Raw genomic sequence first — 18,773 nt, 5'->3', positions numbered from 1 at the left:
ACATACGCGTCTCCAGGCTTCTTTAAAATTTATGTCTCTTTTTATGCTTCTTTTCTCGTACTAAAGAACGCTGATACAATTCCCACAACTGCTGTGATTGCAAGGAAAACAATGTTTGCAATCGCTCCATGTGCTGATGAAATATTTGCTGGAGTCTGCACTTCCTGAAGAACCTCTACATTTGAGAAGTAGATAAATGCGAATCCCTCAACTCTTGCTGTTACGATAGCAAGTACAGCTGCTATAAAAAGCGCTGGTGCAACAATTCGGCACACATCTGAAAGGATTGTGAGCACCTTGGCGAGTACACCTTCTACAGGTACAAGTGCAAGTACAATTGCAACTGCAAGAACAACGATTCCTAACACATTGAATTTTACTGCATTTGAAACTGCTGCATTATGGAAATAACCTTCCCCAGCAATGTTTGTATTATATACGATTATTGAAATCACACTTAAAAGTAAGGTGATGACAGTTAAGATGATTCCAGGTGTTATTTTTTTGATAGAATTCATAGCTTAATTCTCCTCCTTACTTTTGCTTGGCTTTACTGAAAATACAAGCCATAACAGAGCTGATACTACAAGCAGGATTCCACTTGCAAGCTTAATGGTGTTAAGAACAGTGTCCCACCATACCTCTACCTTTTCAGTAGAAACATTCATAAGTGCGCTGTTAGCAAATGTGTAAAGCTGATACTTAAGATTCTCTCTAGCTTTTTCTACAAGAGCTGAGTCATTCTTTACAGCATCCAATGATAAGTAGCCCCATGAGCCATCTACTCCACCTTCACCAAGGTTGATGTGATTATCATTTGTTGCGAAGTCAGCCATCTGTGTGATACCTGCCATTACGCTTCCCTCTGGTGTGAAGTAGTAAATATTGTTAACCATATCTGTAGAAATGACGCCTGTAAATGCCCATTCCTGACGAAGAATATTTGTAATAAGTGGTGCGTATGCACTTGCGTTTGTAGGTCCAAGTCTGTTGAATGCAATCATGACTGCAAGTCCCTTTGCATCCTCAAGTCCGCCCTGGAAGCCTCGTAAATCTGTCTCGCGCAACTTCTGCTCATTCAGATATACAGCAATACCGTTTCTAGTATGCTCCTGATCGTTAAAGCCTAAGTGCTTTGGTCCATTAAGAATTCCCTTTTCTGTGCATCCCTTTAAAGTGCCATAGCCAATTCTGTTTGTAAGCATTGGATCTTCAGAAATGTACTCGTAGTTACGTCCGTTATAAGGTGTTCTCTTAAGTGTAAGACCTGTGCCCCATAACTGATATCTCTCAAGCCATAAGCCTGAATTTCCTTCTACAAGACCCCACTCGTATGCGAGCTGTGGGTTGAAAGAAGAACCTAAAAGTGTCTGTGAGTTTACATTAAAATGATAAACCTTTCCTGTTGCTTCATCTGTGTATGCTGCTGAGAAACCGCAAACACCCTCATTCTGAAGAACGATTGGATTATCAACGTTTGTAAGTGTGTCTGTCTGGCTACCGCCGTGAATTACTGCACCGATTGCTTCGTCAATTGTAATCTGAGAAACCAGCTCGTTCCAGTATTTATCATTTACATTTTCAAGCTGCTCATAACCGATTGAAGTAGCGTCAAATCTAATTCCTTTGTCCTCACCCTCTGTTGCAGGTGAATCAGAAGCTATTTCATAAACCTTGCCCTTGAGAAGGTTAATCCACTCCTCAGCCTTAGGGCTGTCTGCAAGTGTAATCTGAACATCCTTATTGTAATTGATAGGGTATGTTCCTTCCCAATCCTGTCTTGAAAGATATGTTACAGTATCCTCACCTGTCCAGTAGTTAAGATCTGCATCGTCAGCAACGTTTGTTACCTCTACATCATTCTCAATTGAGTATGTAACTGTATCAAGCTCTTTATTTCCATTCCATGCTGTTGCTGTTCCCTTTGCATCAGCATCCATACCGTCTGCTGTTGTAAAGCCCTGTGCTGCAAGTACATTGTTAACTGCCTCGTGCGCACCTGCTGCAGCTGTGAAATAGTAATCCCCAGCATCTAAGATGTAAGTCTTTGCATTTTTATAATCGTAGCTTGCAAGATATTTTGCAGGAACCTCGATTGTAACCTCTGCTGTTTCACCTGCTGGTACAAATACCTTCGCAGAATTTAAAAACATAATTGCTGATTTCTCAACAAGATTTTCCTTATCATAGTCTGTGTAAGGCTGTGAAACATAAAGCTGTGCAAGGAAGTTTCCATCTGCGTCGCCATTGTTCTTCACCTCTACAACTGCTGTTACATTTCCATCAACAGTGTTTTCAACTTCTACACTCTTGATATTCTGCTCGTATGGTAAATATGAAAGGCCATGGCCAAAGCTGTAAACCATTTCATCCCCATAATTCCATCCTGCTCCCTGTGTTGAGCCAGCTGCAGAAGCTGCGTTAAATGTTGGATTTGCAATAGCATCAAAGTATCTTGTCTCGTAGTACTTATAACCTACATAGATACTCTCTGCTTCAACGATGTACTCTCCACCACTGTAGGTAGGGTCTCCACCACCGAATGAACCTACTGCACTTGTATTTGTAATATCAACATTTGGATATCTCTCGTCATAACCATTCTCAGCGTTTGCAGCAAGTGTTTCTGCGTCTGCATAATAGTCGCCACCAAAGTTCTGAACTGCTGGAATAGAGCTGTTATCAGCTACAAAAGCCTCTGTAAGAGCACCTGTAGCATTTACTTTTCCTGTGAGCACATCCACGATACCGATGCACTGATAGTCGTTGATACAACCGATGTAAGCAATACCATCAACCTCGTGAGCGCCGCCCTCTGCAATATCAGAAATAAGCATTGCATTTCCTGTATTGAGAAGTACAACTACCTTTGAGCAGGTTTCCTTTGCTGCATCAATAACAGAAAGCTCATCCTCTGAAAGTGCAAGTGGATCTTCACCAGTCTTCTCTCCTGCATAATTTACAGCTGTGCCTGCACCGTAAGTGTTTGACTCTCCACCTGGTCTTGCAAAAACACAAATTGCTGTTGTATCTTCCTTGTTGATCTTTGACTTCCAATCACTTGCAAGTCCAAGATTTTCAAACTCATTAGCTGGTACCTCTGTGATAGCAAAATCTACCATATCACCAACTGTTGTGTTATAGATGTAGTCGAAGCCGATTGAATATTCATCTGCTCCTGTCCACATATTCTGAGTAACAACCTCATGCTTGTTCATAAGGTTAACATAGAAATCTTTAACTGTGGAATTAACAGTAACTCCAGCATCCTCAAATGCCTGAAGAAGCTCTACCGCGTCATCATTTCCACCTCTGAAATCGCCTGCATTATATGGATAAGGTGCATATGCTGCAAGTCCAAAAAGTGCTACCTCAGAAGTGCCTGAAAGTGGAAGTGCGTCATTATCATTTTTCATGATAACAGTACCTTCCTGGCCTTCTCTGATTGCAATATCTTTTGCAGCTGCTGCCATATCTTCAACTGTTTCATAGTCTGAAACAAATCTGGCAGAATCTGCATCTGTAGATGTTACGTAGCTTGTTGTGCCAAGTACATCATCAAGATTCTTTCTGTAGGTCTCAGCTACGTCCGCTCCAAGGGTGGAAAGCACTAAAAGTGATGCTGAAAGCGCTGCCACACCTCTCATGGCTGGAACCAATACTTTAGTTCTCATAAATACCCTCCTATTTCCTCAGGATTATCTCCCTTATTTAGTAAGGCTATATTATCAAATAAAATCCTTGTAAAATCGTCACATGCGTCAACGGTTAATTTATTTGCATGAACGGTATTATAATCCTTTTCGCTTTGCTATCTCTGCCTGTTCTGCGCTAAGATTCTTCTCTACTGTAAAGAAGAACGCCAATACTGCACAGAAAATATATGCAAAAGTTTCAATCCATATATATGAAACTGAAAGTGCTGACTGTGCAGCCGCTGACTGTACTCCTGCACCAAACACTATTGACTGATCAAAGCCGCCAGCTGTCAGAAGTGCATTCATAATTGCTGTTCCGATTGGTGATGCAGCAACCATAAGTGATGAGTAGATTGACATTGTAAGTCCATCTGTTCTGATGCCAGATTTAAACTCGATATGGTCGATAACATCTGCAAGCATTGCAAGAATCAAATAACATGCTGGTGATGAACCAAAGCACTTAAGTGCGACACCGATTCCTACCATAATAATATTGTCACTAAAAAGTCCTGCAAGAATTCCACCAACTGCTCCAATTGCAAGTCCTGCGAAAGTAACCTTCGCCTTGCCGAACTTGTTAGCAAGCGGAACAACAAATACTGCTGCGACTGCCATTGGCACTGCGCCTGCTATCGAAAGGATTGTCTGAGCGATTCCCCAGTCATTACCAACCATATCAAGCTTCAGCACCCATTCACAGAACTGAGTCATGGAACCATTTTTAATGGCACCTGACCACTGAAATAATAAATAGAAGATAATGATTATCCACCACCATTTTTCTGTTGTAACAGCCTTCAGCTGCTCACTGATAGTAGCAGTCTTTGTGTTGTTATCAGTAACTGTTCCATCACCTGTACCACCGATAAAGTTTTCCTCTGTGACACGTTCTCTTGTGAACTTATACTGTAAGAGAATTGTCATAGCTGTGAAAATAGCTACACAAACCATAACAATAAACCATCTATGCTGATTCTCTCCAAGCACATTAGATGCCAAAATTGGGAACACCATTGAGCCTGCACCCATCACTCCAAGGCCTGCAACATTTGTAAATGAAGCAATGGCGCCACGCTGTTTGCTATCTCTTGTGGAAACAGGAACCAGTGTAGAATTTGCAGTGTTGTAAATTGGATATGCCACTGAATAGTAAAGATTATAGGCGATGGCAATCCAAATCATACGAGCTGTGCCCTCTGCAGGTACAATAAACATAAGTACCGATGCAATTGAAAGAGTAAGCGCTGAAAGCAAAATCCATGGTCTAGCCTTTCCAGCAAGTGCCTTAGTATGCTCAATAAGCTGTCCTACCACCAGGTTTGCAATGATGATAAGTACTGTTGATACAAGAGGTAACAGTGTCAAAAATCCATTCGAAAGCCCCAGTACCTCGTTTAAATATTTCTGGAGCATGCTTGTGAAAATACCTGATGACAGCAATGCTCCAAATGGTCCGATAAAATATCCTATAGCCATTTCAGGAAGCTTTACTTCATTTGATTTTATTGATGAAGCTAAGAATCCTGAGGCCCATATATTATCTTGTTTTTTCATGGTTCTTCTCCTTTGATACTTTAATAGTCTAATAGTATCATGAAAGGCCCCGAATAATTCGGAGCCTTCATAAACTGTCATGTTTAGTTCGTAAACGGTAATATTATCTAGGAATTGGTATGAGAATATAGAGCTTGAACCAACCATCTACCGCTTCCGCTCTTATTGAACCACCATATTTTTCCGCTATCTGCTTCATTGACTTCACACCATATCCATGTACATTCTTGTTGGATTTGGTTGTCACAGGAAGGTGATGTCTGAACTGAATCTTGCCAGTATATGTGTTTTCCACATGGATACGTATAAAGCTCTTCTGCTTATCCACAGTAAGATAAATCAGTCTCTCCTTTGGATTCTCAATCTTTTCCGTTCCTTCGATTGCGTTATCCAATGCGTTGAAGAACAGCGCACTAATATCCATAGGCTGCATAAATTCAATTGCATAGCCATCAGTTACACAGGTGATTTCTATACCTTTGGACTGGCACTTCATTGCTTCTGACGAAAGTACTGTATCAAGGATTCGGTTGCCAGTTTTATACTGTGCCTCGTAGTGCCTAATTTCCTTCATCATCTGGTCCAAGTATTCTGACCGCTCATCATCTACCATATCTCTCTGTAGCATTCTAATTTGATGCTTCAAATCATGATACTTTTGGTTGACCAGTTCAATAGTCTGCTCCGAAGCCTGATACTGGCTATACTGTAGCTCCAGCATATGCTTAATTGTCAGAGCCTCAACCTTTTCTGCAGATTCCATCATAAGCTCGTGGTACATATATAAAAGTACAACTCCCATGAAGTCTGCACCTGTTCGTATCATATAAAGCTCTGAATTGTACATGGTGGTAAATGGCGTATTTGTAACTACGTAAGACAGATTACTAAAGGCGTAAGTCGCCAGTGCTGTGGCAGCTATTCCACTTAAAGCTCTGCCAGTAATATCAAATTCACGATTGCTCTTTTGATGTCTCTTTTCAGCAAAGAATGCTATTCCAAATACAATTGCATAGGTTATAAACATTGTCGAGGCTTCGGCAATTCGTATATGCAATATGTATTTCTGGTTAAATATAAAATAATAAACCTGCCATCCCAGCGAGCCAGCAAACTCACCTAAAATAAATGCTCGAATGGTGTAGTAAATCTTTCTTTTTATATCCCCCTCAACAGCTATACTGATGCTAAAGAAAATAATGAATCCTATTACCAGCATCACAAGTACAAAAAGAATACCGTCCTGCCCAGCAGTAAGTATCATGAACACCTCAAGAATTACCCAAATCGGTATCTGAGGAAGGGCCCAATTTGATTCTTTGTTTTTCTTAGGATTGAAAAATATATAAATAATCGAAGCTATTATATATGCATTTGAATACCAATATCCTGGGGTATTCCCAACCTGCAAAGCCTGTATCAACTCTTGATTCATATTAATGTCCCATTGTCCTCATGTATTGATTAAGCGCATCAATAAATGGTTTCTTCTTTGCTCGGCTCACCTGAACCCAGTCATTTCCAATAATGATATCATTACCCTGGATACTGTCTACCTGCGCCAGGTTAACTAAAAAGCCTTTGTTACACAGGAAGAAATAATCATCTCTAAGCAGTTCTTCCATCTCCCTGATAGTTCCCTTAGTTTCGATATCACTATCAATACAATGAATAATCATGTCGTGACCAATCACTTCAATATATCGTATATGCGATATATCAAGCTTCTGCTCACCGCCTTTTATCTTGACCCTGATATATTTCTTATCTGTATTTCCTCTTCTGCCTATAGCTCTTTTTATAGTCTGCGAAAATGGATAATACTCAATTGGCTTTAAAATATAATCAAGGGCATCCACTCTATATCCGTTGATAGCATATTGTGGCATGTTAGTAATAAATACAATTACAACGTCTGGATCAACCTCACGAACATGCCCCGCTGCGGCCATGCCATCCATAAATCTCATTTCTACATCCAAAAGAATGATATCAAAATCAGAGCTGTAGTTTTCCACCAGCTCATCTCCATCTGTATATTCAGTGATGTTAAAGGTTTCACCGTATTCCTTTTCGTATTTGACGAGCATATCGATAATTTCTTTACGATATGCTCCGTCATCATCCACAATTGCTACTCGAAGCATAAAAATAACCTAACAATAAATATTACATTCAAAACTATATTCACCTGCCGAAAGGAACTTTTCACTCTCATCTGGCATAATCAAATGACAGGTAGTATCCTCTGGAACTGTAATCTTGATTATAAACCTGTTTTCTGAAATAGACCAGTCAGATACAATCTTTCCATAAGGTGAATTGAGCTCGCCTCTTGCAAATGTAAGTCCACCGCCTACTAATGGCGCAATCCTAAACTTCCTGTAGCCTGCCACAACTGGCTCAATTCCTGCGATTCTCCTGTAAAGGAAATCTCCAACAGCTCCTGAAGCATAGTGATTATAGGAAATCATGGTGTCAGTGCCGTCATCTCCTATTGGACAGTTGCCATTTTCATCCAAGCCATCCCAGCGCTCCCAAATGGTGGTCGCTCCCATTTTGACTTCATAGAGCCATGATGGACAATCCGTATTCATAAGCATCTTAAAGGCTGCTTCCTTCTGCCCATTATCTGCTAATGCAAAAAGTATATATGGTGTTCCAGGGAAACCAGTTCCAATTTTATAGTCGTTGGCCTTGACTAACTGTGCTAAGTTTTCAGCGGCCTTTTCCTTTGCTGCTTCGTTAAATATATTGAAGTGAATTGGAAGCACGTAGGCTGTCTGGAACTCCTCAAGAAGCTTACCATTTCCATCTGTGAAAATGCTCGTGTAGGCATCACTTGTCTTTTCATATATATTTCTGAAATAAACCTCATCATCAGGATTTCCAAGTATTCCTGCAACCTTTGAAACAAGATGTGCTGTATTTGCAAGGCTGGCTGTAGCGGTCCACTTGCTTCGTTTCTGCCACTGACTCATCTTTGGAACATCTGGTGCTACCCAGTCGCCAAAATGAAGTGTGGATGGGGTATGCCAGATATATCTGTGCTTTCCAAATGAAAATAATCCAGCCCAGTTTTTGCAGGCCTTCACATATTTCTTCATCATGTCATAGTTTTCAGAGAGAACTGATTTATCACCAGTTGCCTGATAAACTGCCCATGGAACAAGCACACTGGCATCTCCCCAAAAATCAACCGCAACAGGTGGCATTGTAGTAGGAAAACCAAATCCGTTAGACGGAATTGTATTCGGAATACCGCCGGTGGAAAGCTGTTCTGAGCGCATATCCCTCAACCATTTCTTAAGGAAATCCTTCATATCAAAGTTGAAGCAGGCTGTGGCTGCAAAAAGAGCAATATCTCCAGTCCACCCCATTCTCTCATCACGCTGAGGACAATCTGTTGGAATTTCCACAAAGTTGGACTTCGCCCCCCATTTAATGTTTTCCTGAAGGCGATTTATCATCTCATTAGAGCAGGTAAATGAGCCAATTTCCTTTACATCAGAGTATAATGCTCTGGCATATATGCTAATTTCCTTTTCATCTATTCCTGATACAGAAACATATCTAAATCCCATATATGTGAAGTTCGGCGCATATTCCTGCTGTCCATCTCTTGCAGTATAAAGAATACGAGCCTTGGCACTTCTAAGGAAATCGGTGTTTAGACTACCATCCTCTTTTAAAATCTCAGCATGCTTTATTTCAATTTGCTGACCTTCTTTGCCATTGATTGAAAAATGAACTATTCCTGCAAAATTTTGGCCAAAGTCATAGATTAATTCATCTCCAACCTTGTTTACGCTAATAGGCTCGAATTTTTCATGTTCTCTCACTGGCACACCGATAGCTTTTGAAATACTAGGAGCAATTCTAAGTGTTTCAAGGATAGCCTTATGGTATTTTATAGATTCATCACTAATTCTGGCATCGTACTCCTCGCCATCGTAGAGATCACCATAGCGCAATGGTCCCTCTGTAGAAACTTCCCAGCTCTCATCTGTAGCTACAAGCTCTTTAGTACCATCCTCATAGGTAATTATGAGCTCAGCAAGTAATGCCTGCCTGTCAGCAAACAATCTGTTTCTTCTACTATAAACGAAGGCACCAACTGCCCAGCCGCCAGACACAGTTCCTAGAATAGTGTTATCTTCCCTCAGCAAATGTGTTACATCATATTTCTGATACTGAAGATTATACTTATAGCTGGTAAAACCAGGGGTAAAATAGTCCTCTCCAACCCTGATGTCATTTATGGTAAACACATAGGTTCCAAGGGCTGTGGAATAGAGCTCAGCACTTACAACCTTTTTTGAAATTTCAAAACTTTTCCTGAAGACCATAGGAACTGGAGATATCTTTTTCTCTTTGAAAACATACTCTCCGTCAGTTATCCACTTAGCCTTCCACTGTCTATCGCTATGACTTAGCTTGCCCATAATTCTTCCTCGCCTATTACTTCTATTATCTATAATTAGAGTTTAGCACATAAGCATCCGGAAAAAACTCCACTACCTGAAATGTATAATTTTTCGCATGAACGGTAGTTTTCATTTTTCTGCAAAATAAAAAGCCAGGTCAATGTTGACCTGACTTTGACATTTGATATTCGCGTTATTTGCTGATTCTCTTAAGAACCATATCATATCCATCGTTACCATAATTAAGTGCACGATTAACACGGCTGATTGTAGCTGAGCTGGCGCCAGTCTCATCAGCGATGTCCTGATATGTACGCTCTTCACGAAGCATCTTGGCAACCTCGAAGCGCTGCTTCATAGCTACCATCTCATTAACTGTACAAAGATCTTCAAAAAATTCATACGCTTCCTCGACTGTCTCGAGGCTAAGAATAGCTCTTAAAAGCTCATCCATCTCTGCTGTTTCAAGTTTCTTATTCATTATCTCAAATACTCCTGTAAAATCCCTATAATACTTTACTGCCCTTTAATTCCTAAACTTTCCCTATGCAAAGGTCAATTCCCATAATCAATCCTCAGCATATGTACAGTTTATCACACTAAAGTTTTAAAGTAAAGAATCATAATAAAAAATATGTCTAAAATAAAAAAATTTAGTTATAGTAATAATTTTAATCGCAAAAAATCGGCCCTCTAAAAGAGAGCCGAAGGATATTTTACGATAAAATTATTAATTTGTAAAGGATTTTGTTTCTCTCAGAAAGACACTATCGTGAAATATTCCGCCTACAGGATAACAACGCCCTTTTCATTTGCAGTCTTTACATCCTCTTCTGGCCAGATAGAACACTGTACCTCTCCGATATGGCACTTTCTGAGGAAGAACATACAAATACGGCTCTGGCCGATACCACCACCGATTGTATAAGGAAGCTTCTTATCAAGAATAGCCTTCTGGAATGGAAGCTCTGCTCTTTCCTCACAGCCAGCCTTCTGAAGTTGAGCCTTAAGGCTGTCCTCATCAACACGGATACCCATTGATGAAAGCTCAAGTGAAATATCATCTACTGGATAGTAAACTATGATATCACCGTTAAGCTGCCAATCATCATAGTCAGGAGCACGACCATCATGCTTCTCACCAGACTTAAGCAAATCACCAATCTTCATAAGGAAGATAGCGCCGTATTCCTTAGCTGCCTCATACTCACGCTGAGAATGGTCAAGGTCTGGCCATCTGTCCTCAAGCTCCTGAGTAGTGATGAAGTGAATCTCCTCTGGGAGAATGCACTGTACATAGTCATATGAATTTGCAATATATTTCTCAGTAACGCGAAGAGCTGCATAAACGCTCTTTACGTACTTCTTAAGAGTCTCTTCGTTACGAGCAGATTTCTCGATGATACATTCCCAATCCCACTGGTCAACATAGATAGAATGAATGTTATCTGTATCCTCATCGCGGCGGATAGCATTCATATCAGTATAAAGGCCCTCGCCTACATTGAAACCATAACGGCCAAGTGCCATTCTCTTCCACTTTGCAAGAGAGTGAACAACTTCAACCTCTTTGTCGTTCTGTTCCTTTACACCGAAAGCAACTGGACGCTCAACACCATTTAAGTTGTCGTTCAAACCTGACTCAGGTCTTACAAAAAGTGGTGCTGTAACACGATGTAAATTAAGCTCTGCAGTGAGCTGAGCCTGGAAAAAGTCTTTAACCTTCTTAATAGCTATCTGTGTTTCTTTTAAATCTAACGCCGAGGCGTATCCATCTGGGATGTAAATCTTGCTCATAACTTAACCCTCCTAGTCTTTATTATAAGTCACAGTTTCCAACAGTTCTTGGGAATGGAATTACGTCACGGATGTTACCCATTCCTGTGAGGTACATTACGCAACGCTCGAAGCCAAGACCAAATCCAGCATGTCTAGATGAACCATACTTTCTAAGGTCAAGGTAGAACTGGTAATCCTCTTCCTTAAGACCGCACTCCTTCATTCTCTGAACAAGTACATCGTAGTCGTCCTCACGCTGTGAGCCACCGATGATCTCACCGATACCAGGAACGAGACAGTCCATAGCTGCAACAGTCTTTCCATCCTCGTTGAGCTTCATATAGAAAGCCTTGATTTCCTTTGGATAATCTGTAACGAATACAGGCTTACCAAAAATCTTCTCTGTGAGATATCTCTCATGCTCTGTCTGAAGATCGCATCCCCAAGATACCTTGTAATCAAATTCATCGTTGTGCTTCTCGAGCTCAGCAACAGCATCTGTATATGTGATGCGACCGAAGTCTGATGAAGCAACGTGATGAAGTCTATCAAGAAGTCCCTTGTCGATGAAGTTATTGAAGAACTCCATCTCCTCTGGAGCATGCTCAAGAACATAGTTGATAACGAACTTAATCATGTCCTCAGCGAGAATCATATCGTCCTCAAGATCAGCAAATGAAATCTCTGGCTCAATCATCCAGAACTCAGCAGCGTGACGAGTTGTATTTGAGTTCTCAGCACGGAATGTAGGTCCAAATGTGTAGATGTTCTTGAAGGCCTGAGCATATGTCTCACCATTTAACTGACCTGAAACTGTAAGGTTTGTAGCATGTCCGAAGAAATCCTGTGAGAAATCAACCTTGCCATCCTCTGTCTTAGGGATGTTATTGAGGTCCATTGTTGTAACCTGGAACATCTCACCAGCACCCTCACAGTCGCTTCCTGTGATAAGTGGAGTGTGTACATATACGAAATCACGCTCCTGGAAGAACTTATGAATAGCGTATGCACAAAGAGAACGAACTCGAAATACTGCCTGGAATGTGTTTGTACGTGGACGAAGATGTGTCTGTGTACGAAGATATTCCATTGTGTGTCTCTTTGGCTGGATTGGATAATCTGGTGTAGACTTTCCTTCTATCTCAACCTTTGTAGCCTGAATCTCAAATGGCTGCTTTGCCTCTGGTGTAAGTGTAACGATACCTGTTACATATACTGCTGCACCTACATTTAAATGGCAAACCTCGTCGAAGTTGTCGATCTTATCCTGGTTAAATACAACCTGTACTGGGTTGAAAAATGTTCCGTCAGCAAGTACTAAGAAACCGAATGTCTTAGAATCACGCATGTTGCGGACCCAACCTGAAACTGTAACTTCCTTGCCGTCGAACTCTTTAAAGTTTCTTGAAAGTGTTCTTACGTCTGTAGTTTTAACGCTCATTGTTTTACTCCTTATAATTTTTATACTGAAGAACAGCAATAAAATAGCCCCACCAAACTTGCGCTTGATGAGGCTTTCTAATTCTTACTTAATTTGAACAATCTTCAAATCTCATCAACACAATAAAATTAAATCCCCTGATTATTATTCACGGAATTATTATTGTTATTATTGAGATTGTTAAGCATAGATGTAAATGCCATGACTGTTCCCCTTCTTTATTTGAGTAAAGTATAGTTATTTAGACTTTTAAAGTCAAGTGCCTTTTTAAGCCTGCCCTTCCAAAGTCTCCACCAATGCCACTTCTCCGAGGGCAAAATGCAGGCCTTCGGCCTTTTCAAGCCTTCCAGCCATTGTGGAAGAAACGTCCACTACCACATCTTCCTTCTTTGGTGTGATATAAAGTGTGAGTACATCGCCTTCCTTTATCCCCAGTTCCTTCAGACCAATCTCCCATGTCTTCTCACAACAGAAATCATCATGGATAAGCTTTCCCGAGGTATCAAAAAGACTTCCAATATCTCCGCTGTAATTAATCTGAAGCAATGTATCCTTTGCCTCCTCATTGAGCTCTGGTATCTCAATTGTAAATCTGGACTCACCACACTGCTTAGGTGTGAGCACTCTCTTATTTTGATTAATAAGCTCTGTAGGTGGCTTTATTTCCGTAAACTCATAGCTCATCTCTCTGGATAGGGTAATGAAACAAATTGTCTTCCCGTTAACATGCATAGGAAAACTATAGGAAGGACTATCTTCTGGTACAATTGGTTCCTCCCCTTCAAATTTATAAACTGGGTTCATTCCCTCTGGCTTAAAGAAAATATAGGAAATCACATCCGGTGATTCCACCCTGGCCAATGGCTGCACTGTGGCATACTCAAGCCTAAGTCCATCCAAATCCAGGTTAATAGGAAGAATTGCTTCTTCCCCAGCCGCAATGGACAGTTCATTGATAGTAATTTCCTTATCCGGTAATCTAATAGTTATTGATTCCCCCGACTTATATGTAAGTTCTGCATGATCCTGATAATTATTAATAAACAAAAATCCACTTTTACCATCAGTTCTTGCTGCATATCGTAAATACGAAGTGTCCTCAGGCTCCCTACCTTCATTATCTTCAGCCAATAGCGTGGTCATAGGACAAAGCAAATTACCAAAATGTTTTACAAAGGTATGTATGCATCTAAGCCTATAATAGCTAGGGCGAAGCTGACCAAACTCACCGATAGGAGCATTGTAGTCATATCCCAGCTTTGGCACCTGATGCTCGTTCAAAAATTCTGTAGCGAATCCATTTGGATTTGTGCCACCGCGATACATATAGTAACCCAGAAAATTGCATCCACTGGCCAGCTTCACATTTGCCATAGCATCCACTGACTCATATGGAAAATGAAAACGGTAATTATAGAAAGGAATCATTCCACCGCCCATCTCACAACATGAATATGGCATGGATTCAGGCTCATAAAATGGCTCGAAATTATAGGTGGATTTCACAGCATTGTTGTGATTATCCCTGTAAATATATTCAGGTGTAGCAGGATGCTTATAATCCTTATTCCCATAGAACATCCATGGCCAGAAAGCATATCCTCCCCAAAGTGGAAGCATATGCTCTTTAGGAGTGGCAGCGCCTCCCCAGCCTGTACAGGTATAAAACGGTGTGGCGATTCCCTCATCAATAGCAATCTTTTTCAACACGATAAGATATTCATCACCATCTTTTCCACCATTCACCCACTCGTTGGAAATTCCTGTGGACATCTCCCAAGGCGCCGCTGAGTGCATATATTCATTGTCAAGTTGAGCTGCGATGATTGGGCCTCCATCCTTAAAAAGTAGACCCTGAATCTGCTGCCCTATAGCCCTGTAAAATAGTCTCACCTGCTGCAAAAACTCAGGATTATTACCTCTCACATCATAAGGCTTTCCATAGAGCCAGTCTGGCAAGCCACCATTTCGGCACTCGCCATGACAGAATGGACCAATTCTAAGAATTACAAACATGTCATGCTTCTGGCAAAGCTCCACGAACTTTCTCAGATTCCTTCTACCTTCAAATGTAAACTTCCCCTCTATCTCCTCATGGTGATTCCAAAAAACATAAGTGGAAATTATATTTAATCCGCCTGCCTTCATCTTCAGGATTGTGTCCTCCCACTGGTTCTCAAATACCCTTGAAAAATGACACTCACCGCTTATAGCAAAGAAAGGCTCCCCATCTATTGTCATATAATAATTGGTAAAACCTATCTCCTTCCCATCTGGATTTCTTCCATAAAAAGTTCTAGGTAATGGGTAAATCTCCTGTTTTCTCGCCTTTGTAAAATCTAGTATGTGTCCCATAAAAATCCCTCAATTTTCTTGTAAAAGAAAAACTCTTGATAACCATTTTTTTCACAATTATAATTATAAGGCATGTTACAAACAATGTAACTAATTACTATTCAGGAGCACAAATTTATGAATAAAAAAGAAGTAAATGAAATAAAACGACGCTTTAAAAAGGATTCCTGCAACTTCGACAAGATGGTAGGTTGCTATGTAGATGCCAACAAGGAAATGGTTCTCACCTTTAAGGAGACCTTCCTTAATCTTGAGGATGAGGAGTTCCATAAGTATCTTGAAATTGCAAACAAGTCCCTTTCAGGAACTGTAGGAAACAATTTGCTAGAGCTTCCATTTGATCCAGATTCTGAAATCGAAGGCAGCGGCCACGACCTTCTCATGAGACTTCGCGAGACTCGCCTCCAGGATGAGAAGCTTCTTATTGAGTACTACAACAGAATTATCGAGTCATATGATTTCGTTGGAAACTACTTGATTCTTCTCTATCACGACACATACGATATTCCTATGAAGACTTCAGATGAGCTTACACTTGATGAATCAGAGGAAGTTTATGATTACATCATCTGCGCTATCTGCCCTGTTCAGCTTTCTAAGCCAGGTCTTGGATATCGCGAAGATGAGAACAGAATCGGTGCACGTATCCGTGACTGGGTTGTTGGTCCTGTAGATACAGCATTCACATTCCCTTGCTTCTCAGAGCGTACTACTGATTTACATGCCTGCCTGGCTTACACAAAGAACACTAAGGAACCTCATGTAGAATTCTGGGAGAACTGCATCGGCTGCGGCACAAAGAAGACTTCTACTCAGAAGAAAAACGCCTTCAACAATATGCTTAATCAGGTTCTCGGTGAAGAGACAGATGAGACTCTTGAGACAAAGCTTGATATTCAGCAGAATCTTTCAGATTTCATCACTGTTGAGACAGAGCGTCTTGGACAGGATGAGCCAATTATCCTTGAGCCACAGGACATCGCAAACATCCTTACAGATTCAGGTCTTTCAGATATTAAGGTTGAAAAGGTTCAGGCTAATTTCGAGAATTACTTCGAAGAGCAGCTTCCACTTGCTGAGGAAATCTTAGATGAGAAAGCTCTCAAGAATAATGAGCTTCGTGTAGAAAAGAATGTACTTAAGGAGCGTGTTGTAGATCTTACAAAGCAGCTCAAGGAGGCTACCGGTGTTACTGAAGAAGGCAAGCCAGCCGACATCGTAGTAAAGGTTTCAGAAGACAAAGCAGCCAGCGTAACTACAGCTTACGTAGATGGAAAGAAATGTGTCTGCGTTCCAATCGAACCAGACGAAGTGCTCTTCCTTAATGGCGAGCAGATTTAAAATTTTATAAAACTTATGGCGCAACGAAAACGTTGCGCCATTTTTTGACTTAAAATTTATGAGATAAAAATTTACTTATAACTGTTCTTATAGGAATCAATGTATAGGCTGTTGAAACAGTACCAGTATATCCGCTTCCCTTTTTAGCTGTAGCTGTAACTTTAATAATTGTATTGGCAGGAATAACATCCTTATTTCCAACAGCTTCGCCAGCCTTTCTTGTAACTTTCTTACCAGAAACTTTTACAACAGTCTTATCATAATAAGTATACTGAATGTTTTCTACATCTTGACCTAACCTTAACATATTATGTGAATCATAAAGGAATACCAGTGTAGCATAACTATTTGGAAGACCTAAACAGATTCTGTCGCCTGCAAACATACTTGCTTTACTAATGTCTCTCTCTTTTATTGTGAACTGACGCTCTACGCTTCCAGTAAAATTGTTCGTTCCTTGAATAACTGCATATGGCTGTTCTTTTCCATTAAACTTAGTGTTATTCTCATAACCTACTACATAGTTAAGAAGTTGACTTAATTCCTGTGTGGTTCCATCTGAATTCTTAATTGAAACAACTACATTTGGCTTAGCACCAGTTTTGTCAAACTCAGCATACTTGTCGCAAGTCACTATCACACGATTACTCTTATCCTGAGAAATATCATATGGAGTGATATTAAAGCTAAGCTCTTTTGAACCTTCATATCCATTTTCTGGAATACCAGTAACAGTTACATATCCTGTTCCTGCATCAATATTTGAGGAATATTCCAATGTATAATGCTGGCCTTCTACAAGCTCCTTGTCCCCGTCTTTAACAACAGGAACCGGTTTTACTTCATCACCAAAGTTATATTCAACATCATCAATATCAGAGATAGTTATTTCGTCAGCGTTGATACTGATTGTTGAAGATCCTTCTGTAGCTACAAATTCGTAATCTTTTTCCTGGGCAAATTTATGAGCATAGCTTCCATTTTTACCATGAATAGTTGCTCCTTTTGGGATACCAATAAGACCCTGATCCTCCTCATCTATGTCATAAGGAGTTATATTTTCTACAGATTCAGGAATGTAAATATGTTTAACTGTTGAACCATCCAAAAACATAACTGTATTTATCGAAGTGGTTCCATCTTCAAAAATTAAATTTTCAATATTTGCTTTGGTAAATGCGCCCCAGACATCAGAAAAGTTTGAAAAAGCAAAAGTTACTTCTTCTATTGTCTTAGGTACAGTAACTGTATTTATTGTACAGCCTCCAAAAACTCCTCCGTTAAGGGTTTTTAATCCGTTAGGTAACCTCACTTCTCCGATTGTTCCACACTTGAAAAATGCAAATTCACTAATTTCTTTCACACTATCAGGAATTACAACTTCTGTTAAAGAATCGCAATATGCAAATGCATATGCGCCAATACTCTCGACCCCATAAGGGATTTCAACATACTCCTTATTTCCTTCATACTTTATAAGCTTACCATCAGAGATTTCAAAATCTTCTGTTTCTTCCTCTTCGGCATCTTCCAAAATATCTTCTTCGGAATCCTGAACTTCCTCAACTTCGGACTCATCTATAATCTCCGCATCTGATGAGTCTTCCTCAGCAATATCATCCTCAACTGATATCTGAGGCTCTTCTACATTTTTCACTTCTGGTTCAGTTTCAACTTCATCTGATTCTTCTTCAGAAAAATCTAATACAGTTGACTGCTCCTCATAATTTGATGGTGACGCAAAAACAGGCATCACCTGACTCTCAAAAAGCATGGCGGTGCAGAGAGCCAAAGCAAGGCATTTTATATACCTTTTCTTCATAATATTACCTCCCATATTAATCTTGTTTTATCTCTTGTTAACTCACTTTTTCTCACTTTTTCATAGTCACATAGATGAAGCTATCTAAGTCCATGCCATTCCCCACGGCCAAAACTACGGATATACAGGTATTTGGGGTGCACTTAATAAGACGTCGTCTTATTATCACTATGATTGGCCCTTCTTATCCCCAAGTCCTTACGGCAGCCTAACCTCCCATGTCATACGGGATCACCTGATTCCAGGGTCCTTAATTCCTTCGTTCTGCTTATCCATAAAGGGGCGTCATTATGCTCCCTCGCTGAGTCGATGCTCTGATGGAAAAAAATCCGACTACGGCTCTCTATGTTGTT

12 protein-coding genes are annotated in these 18,773 nt (G+C 40.3%); 1 reads left to right on the top strand and 11 read right to left on the bottom strand.

Going from position 1 to position 18,773, the window contains the following annotated elements; genetic code table 11:
- Nucleotides 1–41: 41 nt before the first annotated feature.
- The 10 genes from BUA88_RS14310 to BUA88_RS14265 all read right to left on the bottom strand — a co-directional run bounded on the left by BUA88_RS14310 (nt 42) and on the right by BUA88_RS14265 (nt 15,257).
- A complete protein-coding gene (locus BUA88_RS14310; RefSeq protein ID WP_072919185.1) occupies nt 42–518 on the bottom strand; it encodes a hypothetical protein in 477 nt (158 codons plus the stop codon).
- 3 nt (nt 519–521) lie between these two features.
- Entirely contained in the window at nt 522–3,674 is a 3,153-nt protein-coding gene (locus tag BUA88_RS14305; RefSeq protein WP_072919183.1) for a glycoside hydrolase family 3 N-terminal domain-containing protein, read from the bottom strand.
- 117 nt (nt 3,675–3,791) lie between these two features.
- Complete coding sequence (locus tag BUA88_RS14300; RefSeq protein ID WP_072919181.1) at nt 3,792–5,255, bottom strand: MFS transporter; 1,464 nt, start codon at nt 5,253–5,255, stop codon at nt 3,792–3,794.
- Between the two features lie 103 nt (nt 5,256–5,358).
- Nucleotides 5,359–6,690 carry a sensor histidine kinase gene (locus BUA88_RS14295; protein ID WP_072919180.1) on the bottom strand — a complete coding sequence of 444 codons (1,332 nt, stop codon included), beginning with the start codon at nt 6,688–6,690 and terminating at the stop codon, nt 5,359–5,361.
- Between the two features lies 1 nt (nt 6,691).
- Nucleotides 6,692–7,402, bottom strand: coding sequence for a LytR/AlgR family response regulator transcription factor (locus BUA88_RS14290; RefSeq protein WP_174819724.1), 711 nt, complete (start codon nt 7,400–7,402; stop codon nt 6,692–6,694).
- A 9-nt stretch (nt 7,403–7,411) separates the two neighbouring features.
- A complete protein-coding gene (locus BUA88_RS14285; RefSeq protein ID WP_072919176.1) occupies nt 7,412–9,700 on the bottom strand; it encodes an alpha-L-rhamnosidase in 2,289 nt (762 codons plus the stop codon).
- Nucleotides 9,701–9,875: 175 nt separating this feature from the next.
- The gene (locus BUA88_RS14280) at nt 9,876–10,163 is read right to left on the bottom strand and encodes a YerC/YecD family TrpR-related protein (protein ID WP_015548776.1); all 288 of its coding nucleotides are present in this window, start codon (nt 10,161–10,163) and stop codon (nt 9,876–9,878) included.
- 305 nt (nt 10,164–10,468) lie between these two features.
- Nucleotides 10,469–11,479 (bottom strand): aspartate--ammonia ligase, encoded by a 1,011-nt coding sequence (gene asnA, locus BUA88_RS14275; protein WP_072919174.1) that lies wholly within the window; start codon nt 11,477–11,479, stop codon nt 10,469–10,471.
- Between the two features lie 22 nt (nt 11,480–11,501).
- Nucleotides 11,502–12,902 (bottom strand): asparagine--tRNA ligase, encoded by a 1,401-nt coding sequence (gene asnS, locus BUA88_RS14270; protein ID WP_028248262.1) that lies wholly within the window; start codon nt 12,900–12,902, stop codon nt 11,502–11,504.
- Nucleotides 12,903–13,169: 267 nt separating this feature from the next.
- Complete coding sequence (locus BUA88_RS14265; RefSeq protein ID WP_072919172.1) at nt 13,170–15,257, bottom strand: beta-galactosidase; 2,088 nt, start codon at nt 15,255–15,257, stop codon at nt 13,170–13,172.
- Between the two features lie 117 nt (nt 15,258–15,374).
- Between BUA88_RS14265 and BUA88_RS14260 the strand changes: the two genes are divergently transcribed.
- Nucleotides 15,375–16,598 carry a DUF4317 domain-containing protein gene (locus tag BUA88_RS14260; protein WP_072919170.1) on the top strand — a complete coding sequence of 408 codons (1,224 nt, stop codon included), beginning with the start codon at nt 15,375–15,377 and terminating at the stop codon, nt 16,596–16,598.
- A gap of 49 nt (nt 16,599–16,647) precedes the next feature.
- Here the strand turns inward: BUA88_RS14260 and BUA88_RS14255 are convergent, their stop codons facing one another.
- A complete protein-coding gene (locus BUA88_RS14255) occupies nt 16,648–18,420 on the bottom strand; it encodes a leucine-rich repeat domain-containing protein (protein WP_072919168.1) in 1,773 nt (590 codons plus the stop codon).
- Nucleotides 18,421–18,773: the final 353 nt, after the last annotated feature.

It is taken from the genome of Pseudobutyrivibrio xylanivorans DSM 14809 (assembly GCF_900141825.1).
GTDB classification, from domain to species: Bacteria; Bacillota; Clostridia; order Lachnospirales; family Lachnospiraceae; genus Pseudobutyrivibrio; species Pseudobutyrivibrio xylanivorans.
The sequence above is the reverse complement of the archived record's forward strand: the minus strand, read 5'-3'. Positions and strand labels throughout refer to the sequence as shown.